The organism is Streptomyces cahuitamycinicus (assembly GCF_002891435.1).
GTDB lineage: Bacteria > Actinomycetota > Actinomycetes > Streptomycetales > Streptomycetaceae > Streptomyces > Streptomyces cahuitamycinicus.
Genome location: NZ_POUC01000380.1, coordinates 1 through 7,840, shown reverse-complemented (window position 1 = coordinate 7,840; position 7,840 = coordinate 1). Strand labels below are relative to the sequence as shown.

General features: G+C 66.8%; 6 protein-coding genes. 5 read left to right on the top strand and 1 reads right to left on the bottom strand.

The window, feature by feature from the left end; all coding sequences use genetic code 11:
- From C1J00_RS33810 to C1J00_RS33795, 5 genes are all read left to right on the top strand, one after another.
- Positions 1–1,149, top strand: a 1,149-nt coding sequence (locus C1J00_RS33810; protein ID WP_102912781.1) for a lipid-transfer protein, incomplete at its 5' end; no start/stop codon positions are given.
- A 133-nt stretch (positions 1,150–1,282) separates the two neighbouring features.
- A complete protein-coding gene (locus tag C1J00_RS33805; protein WP_102912780.1) occupies positions 1,283–1,843 on the top strand; it encodes a SigE family RNA polymerase sigma factor in 561 nt (186 codons plus the stop codon).
- Between the two features lie 160 nt (positions 1,844–2,003).
- A complete protein-coding gene (locus C1J00_RS33800) occupies positions 2,004–3,650 on the top strand; it encodes a long-chain fatty acid--CoA ligase (RefSeq protein WP_102912783.1) in 1,647 nt (548 codons plus the stop codon).
- Between the two features lie 1,055 nt (positions 3,651–4,705).
- Positions 4,706–5,395, top strand: coding sequence for a DUF8453 domain-containing protein (locus C1J00_RS44815; RefSeq protein WP_146046301.1), 690 nt, complete (start codon positions 4,706–4,708; stop codon positions 5,393–5,395).
- Between the two features lie 305 nt (positions 5,396–5,700).
- Positions 5,701–6,594: an IS5 family transposase gene (locus C1J00_RS33795; RefSeq protein ID WP_245936606.1), complete on the top strand. Its 894-nt coding sequence runs from the start codon at positions 5,701–5,703 to the stop codon at positions 6,592–6,594.
- Here the strand turns inward: C1J00_RS33795 and C1J00_RS33790 are convergent.
- The gene (locus C1J00_RS33790; RefSeq protein WP_102912779.1) at positions 6,575–7,597 is read right to left on the bottom strand and encodes a recombinase family protein; all 1,023 of its coding nucleotides are present in this window, start codon (positions 7,595–7,597) and stop codon (positions 6,575–6,577) included. The two genes, C1J00_RS33795 and C1J00_RS33790, sit on opposite strands and share 20 nt — an antisense overlap.
- Between the last annotated feature and the right edge of the window lie 243 nt (positions 7,598–7,840).

Below are 7,840 nucleotides of genomic sequence, written 5' to 3'. Positions count from 1 at the left end.
TTCGGGGGGCGCGCGGCCGTCGTCGGTGCGGGGGCCACGGCCTTCTCCAAGGACTCGGGCCGCAGCGAACTGGGCCTCGCCGTCGAGGCGGTGCGGGCGGCCCTGGCGGACGCCGGGCTGACCCCGGCCGATGTCGACGGGATGGTCACCTTCACCATGGACACCAGCCCCGAGATCACCGTCGCCCAGGCGGCGGGCATCGGGGAGCTGTCCTTCTTCTCCCGCGTCCACTACGGCGGCGGCGCGGCCTGCGCGACCGTGCAGCAGGCGGCTCTGGCGATCGACGCGGGCGTGGCGGACGTGGTCGTCTGCTACCGGGCGTTCAACGAGCGCTCGGGCCGCCGCTTCGGCTCCGGGGTGCGGCACCGGGAGCCGACGGCGGAGGGCGCGGCCCTCGGCTGGTCCCTGCCGTTCGGCCTGCTCACCCCGGCCTCGTGGGTGGCGATGGCGGCCCGGCGCTACCTCCACACCCACGGGCTGACCCCGGAGGCGTTCGGGCACGTGGCGGTCGTCGGCCGGAAGTACGCGGCGACCAACCCGGCGGCCCACTTCCACGGCCGGCCCATCACCCTGGCCGACCACGGCGCCTCGCGCTGGATCGCCGAACCGCTGCGGCTGCTCGACTGCTGCCAGGAGACGGACGGGGGCCAGGCCCTCGTCGTCACCTCCGTCGAACGGGCCCGCGACCTGCCCCATCCACCCGCCGTGATCGCCGCGGCCGCCCAGGGCGCCGGACGCGCCCAGGAGCAGATGACCGGCTTCTACCGCGGCGACCTGACCGGCCTGCCCGAGGCCGCGGTGGTCGCCCGGCAGCTGTGGCGCGCCTCGGGGCTCGGGCCCGCCGACATCGACGTGGGGATCCTCTACGACCACTTCACGCCGTTCGTGCTGACACAGCTGGAGGAGTACGGCTTCTGCGGACCCGGCGAGGCGGCCGACTTCGTGGCCGAGGAGCACCTGCCGCTCAACACGCACGGCGGGCAGCTGGGGGAGGCGTACCTGCACGGCATGAACGGCATCGCGGAGGCCGTACGGCAGATCAGGGGCACGGCGGTGAACCAGGTGCCCGGGGCGGAACGGGTCCTGGTGACAGCCGGGACGGGCGTGCCCACGTCGGGACTCGTACTGACCGCCGCCCCCCAGGGGTGAACCCGCAGTACCCCAGGCCCACCGCTCCACCTACAGGAGGTGCGGCGGGCCCCACCCCTACAACCTGAGGGGGACCCCGCTTCGGGACCTGCGGCCGATCCGCCGGCCCCGCTCCCGCTCATAGCGTTGAGCCATGACCACACTCGTCTGCACGAGCGCTTCCAAGGCGGCCGGACCAGCGGCGCAGACCCTTCCGTACCCGTCGTTCTCGTCGTACGTCAGGGCCCGCCAGCCGGTACTGCTGCGTACCGCCCGCTCGCTCACCGGCAACCCGAGCGACGCGGAGGACCTGCTGCAGACCGCCCTCACCAAGACGTACGTCGCCTGGGAGCGCATCGAGGACCACCGCGCCCTCGACGGCTATGTGCGCCGGGCGCTGCTGAACACCCGGACCTCGCAGTGGCGCAAGCGCAAGGTCGACGAGTTCGCCTGCGACGAGCTGCCCGAGCCGGACCCGGTGCCCGGCGGTGCCGACCCGGCCGAACAGCAGGCGCTGCGCGACGCGATGTGGCGGGCGATCATGCGGCTGCCCACCCGGCAGCGGGCGATGCTGGTCCTCAGGTACTACGAGGACCTCAGTGAGGTCCAGACGGCCGAGGTGCTCGGCGTCTCGGTGGGCACGGTGAAGTCGGCCGTCTCCCGGGCGCTCGGCAAGCTCCGCGAGGATGCTGAGCTGGGGCTTGTCCGCCAGTGAGGCGGTGTCCCGACCGCTTGTGAGCCACCCCTCAGGCATGGCGTGATCTGATCGATCACCCGGTTCTAGTGACATACCACGCGGTATGTGCGCAGAATCAGCGCAACCTTTACCACCGCGTAGGCAAAGTCGCCCCCGGGAGGACGCCGTGCTGAGCACCATGCAGGACGTACCGCTGTTGATCTCAAGGATCCTGACCCACGGGTCGACGATCCACGGGACATCGCAGGTGACCACCTGGACCGGTGAGGACGAGCCGCACCGCCGCTCCTTCGCGGAGATCGGCGCCCGCGCGGCCCAGCTGGCCCACGCGCTGAGGGACGACCTCGGCGTCACCGGCGACGAGCGCGTGGCAACCCTGGCCTGGAACAACGCGGAACACGTCGAGGCGTACTTCGCGATCCCCTCAATGGGCGCTGTCCTCCACACCCTGAACCTCCGCCTCCCGCCCGAGCAGCTGGCCTGGATCGTCAACCACGCCGCCGACCGCGTGATCATCGCCAACGGTTCGCTGCTCCCGCTGCTCGCCCCGCTGCTCCCGCACCTGAAGCCGGTCGAGCACGTGGTCCTCACGGGTCCCGGAGACCGTTCGCTCCTCGCCGGCGCGGCCGTCCGCGTCCACGAGTACGAGGACCTGATCGCCGGCAAGCCCACCGCATACGACTGGCCCGAGCTGGACGAACGCCAGGCCGCCGCCATGTGCTACACCTCCGGCACCACCGGCGACCCCAAGGGCGTGGTCTACAGCCACCGCTCCGTCTACCTGCACTCCATGCAGGTCAACATGGCCCAGTCGATGGGCCTGACCGACCAGGACACCTCCCTGGTGGTGGTGCCCCAGTTCCACGTGAACGCCTGGGGCCTGCCGCACGCGACCTTCATGACCGGCGTCAACATGCTGATGCCGGACCGCTTCCTCCAGCCGGCCCCGCTCGCCGCGATGATCGAGAGCGAGCGGCCGACCCACGCCGCCGCCGTCCCCACCATCTGGCAGGGCCTGCTCGCCGAGCTGACCGCGAGCCCCCGCGACGTCTCCTCCCTCGACCAGGTCACCATCGGCGGCTCGGCCTGCCCGCCCTCGCTGATGGAGGCCTTCGACAAGCTGGGCATGCGGGTCTGTCACGCCTGGGGCATGACGGAGACGTCCCCGCTGGGCACGATCGCCCGTCCGCCTGCCGCTGTGGCCGGCACGGAGGAGGAGTTCGCCTACCGCCTCACCCAGGGCCGCTTCCCGGCCGGCGTCGAGGGCCGCCTGACCGGCCCCGGCGGCGAACGCCTCCCCTGGGACGGGGAGTCCGCCGGCGAGCTGGAGGTGCGCGGCCCCTGGATCGCCGGTGCCTACTACAACGGGCCCGACGGCGAACTGCTCCGCCCCGCGGACAAGTTCAGCGAGGACGGCTGGCTCAAGACGGGCGACGTCGGCACCATCTCCGCCGACGGCTACCTCACCCTCACCGACAGGGCCAAGGACGTCATCAAGTCCGGCGGCGAGTGGATCTCGTCGGTGGAGCTGGAGAACGCGCTGATGTCCCACCCGGACGTCGCCGAGGCGGCCGTCGTGGCCGTCCCCGACGACAGGTGGGGCGAGCGCCCCCTGGCCACGGTCGTCCTCAAGGAGGGCTCCACCGCCACCTTCGAGACGCTGCGCACCTTCCTCGCCGACGAGGGCAAGATCGCCAAGTGGCAGCTCCCCGAGCGCTGGACGATCGTCGAGACGGTCCCGAAGACGAGCGTGGGCAAGTTCGACAAGAAGAAGATTCGTGAATCACTCAGGTTGGGTCAGCTGGACGTGACCAAGCTGGACTGACCCAGCAGGCCCCCAGAGCCCCCAGCGTGCCTTGAGTTCTAGTAGTCGTCGCAACACCCCAGCTCAGGGGATGCGATGGACTTCGAGGTCCGCAAGGTCAGACATGGAGGGGGCGGTCGTCGCCTGACTCGTGAGCGGCCACTCCACGAGTGCATGCGGAAGGTCGAGGGCGGCAGGATGGATGACCAACGAGGCCCCCGAGCAACGTGATTGAGACGTCAGACATCTCGATCAACAGCCGGGGGCCTCGCTCGTTGCGCTTCACGGCCCATCACCCGATCGGTGGCCAATTCGAAGAAGCTCATTGATCGAGGCCGGAAGCGGCCGGGAATGACAAAGCCGCCCAACACCCGGAAACGGGTGGGGCGGCTTGGGGATGGCTGTTTACTCCGCTACGTTGCGGAGTTGTTTTCGATGGTCGACTTCTTAGCGTGTGCGGCACGCTGTTGCTCGATGCGTTCCACGAAGCGGACTCGGCGTGCAATGGCTCGGGCTATGTTTTTGCAGGAAGGGCCGCAATACCGGGGCGGCCGACCAGGGCCGCCGTACTGCATATTGAACGGCTTCTCACAAGCCCAGCACTTCAGCTCGACTGTGTTGTTCATGTCCCATGTCTCTTCGAGATCGTTCGAGGGGAGTGCAATGTTCGGCGACGGAACGCAAGGCAGCCCGACCCCACGGCCACATTTGGAAAGATGCCGTGAAGCCGGGCCGTCGTCCTCGCACCGCCCCGTGGCGCTTCCTCCCCCGACCCCCGAAGGGATCGAAGTCGTTGTTGCGTCAGTAGAAGACCTGTTAAGGCGTACGAAACCCTACGCGTCACCACACGCGATTCATGGAGCGATTCAAAGCCTTGGCTGGATACTGGCGGGTTGCGGTCCCACGACTTCGGGCTAACCCCCGCGCGCTCACGCCGAGGGTAGGGCGCGGGTGCGGGGAAGGGCGCCCGGCAAGTTTCAGACTCCCCTTCCGACCCGATCGCCCGCCCGCACGCACGCATACGAGAAGCGGCAACGCCTCTGTCATGCCGGCCGCGAGTCGACTAGCGTGCAACCATGACGCGTGAACCCACTGTGCTGGCAGTCGACTTCGGTGCCTGGACTCCGGACGACTGGTCGGCCGCAGCGACAGTCGCTACAGCCGTGCTAACCCTCTTCACTGTAGCTATCGCCGTTGCTGCCGCGCTGTACGCGCGGCAGCAGGTCACCTTGGCTCGACAGTTGCGTGAGGATCAAGCTCAGCCATTCGTCGTGGTTGACTTCGCCGATAATCCTGTTTGGAACAAGGCAATCGACTTTGTCGTCGAGAACATGGGACAGACCCTGGCGAAAAACGTCAAGATCAAGGTAGATCCGCCGTTTCAAACAACGATGGATGACAGCGGGCATGCCTTGGGGTCTTCGCCTCTTCTCACACAAGCCATTCCATCACTGCCGCCAGGTAAGCGCATCATCGCACTCTTTGATGTATCGCATGATCGGCATGCAGCAGGGCTGCCTATGAAATACACAGCCACGGTCGAGTTCGAAGACGCACACGGTAAGCCGCAAGAACCCCTCACCTACATTCTTGATCTCTCGATTCGCTACAGCCTCCTCTCCATTACCGAGTATCGCACGCATGATGCCGCAAAGGCATTGCGGGAAATTTCTAAGACACTCAAGGAAACCCGTAGTGACTTGAAGGGAGAATTCTATCGGCGGCGCCAAGTGGAGAGCGCCGACGGCTCTATTGTCCCAGAATGATTGGTAAGTGGCCTACGCTTTTCTTTACCTAGGTTGAGTGAAACACTTCTTCGCTCCGACTCCCCAAGGAATCGTTCGCTCTGCCTTGGCCGTAAGAGACTCCGAAGGCTTACAAGCCGAAGGAGTCTCGTTGCGTCAGCTCTCAGCTTTGCTCCGCAGCTTCGAGTTTTCATCATTAGCTGAAGCAGGCTCCGCCAGGGTGCCTGCTGTCTCTCATTATCGTTCGGCCAGGGCAAGGTGTACCCACGCGGGTACACCTTCTCTCTGGTCTATAGCTACGGGATATCTATGAGCGCGTTTGAGATCTGTCGTGCCGCTGGCCGTGGGTGCTCGTTGATCTCGACGTGAGCGGTGCTGGGCAGGGTTATCCGTCGGACCTGACCGATGAGCAGTGGGCGTTGGTGGAGCCGTTGCTGCCTGCGCCGCGGACGGGGCCGAAGGGCGGGCGGCGGGAGAAGCATCCGCGACGCCGGACGGTGGACGCGATCATGTACGTGTTACGCACCGGATGCGCCTGGCGGCAGCTGCCACACGACTTCCCGCCCTGGCAGACCGTGTACTGGTATTTCGTGCGCTGGCACGACGAGGGCACTGTCACCCACATCCACAACGCACTGCGTGCCCAGGCTCGTCAGGCCGAGGGCCGAAATGCCGAGCCCACGGCCGGACTGATCGACTCCCAGTCAATACGCACCGCCGACACGGTCCCGAGCATGACTCGCGGCTTCGACGCGGGCAAGAAGGTCAAGGGCCGGAAGCGGTTCATCGTCACCGATACCCTCGGTTTGCTGCTGACCGTCCACGTCGTGACGGCCAGTGTCCAGGACCGCGACGGGGCCAAGCGATCCCTGTTGTGGACACGGCTGGACCATCCCACCGTGCTGAAGGTCTGGGCCGATCAAGGTTTCGCCGGTCGCCTGGTCGACTGGACGGCCACCACCCTCAAGCGTTCCCTGGAGATCGTCCGCAAGGAGCCCGGACAGCGAGGCTTCCATGTCCAGCCCAAGCGATGGGCCGTCGAGCGCACTTTTGCCTGGCTCACTGCCCACCGCCGCCTGGCTCGCGACTACGAGCACCACACCGCTCACGCCGAGACCATGATCCGCTGGGCCATGATCGGCGTGATAGTCCGCCGGCTCGCCCGGCGGGGACCGGCCACCCGGTCAGGACCACGGCCTCTCAGGCACACAGAACCATGAGGCATCGTGCCGCAACACCTGGAAGAATGCAGCCGTGCCCAATAAGCGTCCGCGCAACGCGACACTGGCCGAGATAGTGGCCTCGTTGCCGCCGGCCCCGGACCCGCCCGTCGAATGGGTGCGGTCGCCCGCCGGCCGTGAGGAGTTCGTCGACGACGAGGGCCAACTCTGGCGGAAGGTCCGAGGCCCGCTCCACCGACGGCTCACCCAGCGTCTGGCGACCCAAGCGGATGCGCTGATCATCGGAGAAGCCGGCGGAGGAGAATTCCGCCACGTGCCCGCACCTGACCGGCTCGCGGCCTGGAACCAGATCAAAGACCGGCTCATGGCGGACTGCATACCTAGTTACGCCCCGTATGAGTTCGTCTCCACAGACGGCCTCACCCTCCTCTATATCGAGGAAAGTTGCTGAACACAGCGTCCAGCAGCGGGCCGCATGGCAGATCTCAAACACGGTCTTAGTGATCAGTTCGGCTTGTTCCGGATCAATCGTGACTCGATCGGCCTTCCAGCCGAACGGCGGGAAACCGCCGCCGTTCTTCCCGGCGTCTGCAAGCTCACGATGCTTACGGGCTACTCGCCTACCCGTGTCGGCGCTCGCCTTATTGGCGAAGGCCACCATGACCCGAGCCATCGTCCTGCCGTCCGAGGTCGACAGGTCAATGTCGTTCGTGACCGTGCAAAAGATCAGCTCCGGCCGGTCCTCGAAAACGTCGATGAGCCGTTCAAGGTCTCGCGGCTGTCTGGCCAGGCGGTCAAGGTCATAGGCGATTACGCCGTCAATGACACCCGACTGGAGATCGACTAGAAGCCGCTCAAACTCGGGGCGGACCACGTTGCGCTTGAAGGCGCTCATGTCGTTGTCGACGTAGTCGCGCGCTACCTCCCAGCCGGGGCGCACCCCGGCGACCTGTCGGTAGTCGCGGCGCTGCCGCTCTACGCCCAGCTCCTCGCCGTTCTTGTCGAGACTGATCCGGGCGTACCCCCCGAGCCTCACAACCACCGTGACCCCTCCCCGACCCTTGCGGGTTCGCGCATGTGGCAGGCTGCGTGCCTGACCTGCGCTGATCGTGGATCATGAAGGTAGCGCAGAACTAGTGTGTTTGATGAAGGTCCTTGGAGAAGGTGCTGCGCAGGCAGTACGCGCAGGGCGTCGCTGGACGTCACCAGCCTCTGACCCGACCCCGGACCGCCGTACGGCAGCAGCACCTCACCGTCGTACGGCGGTCACGCCCCACCCCAGCAC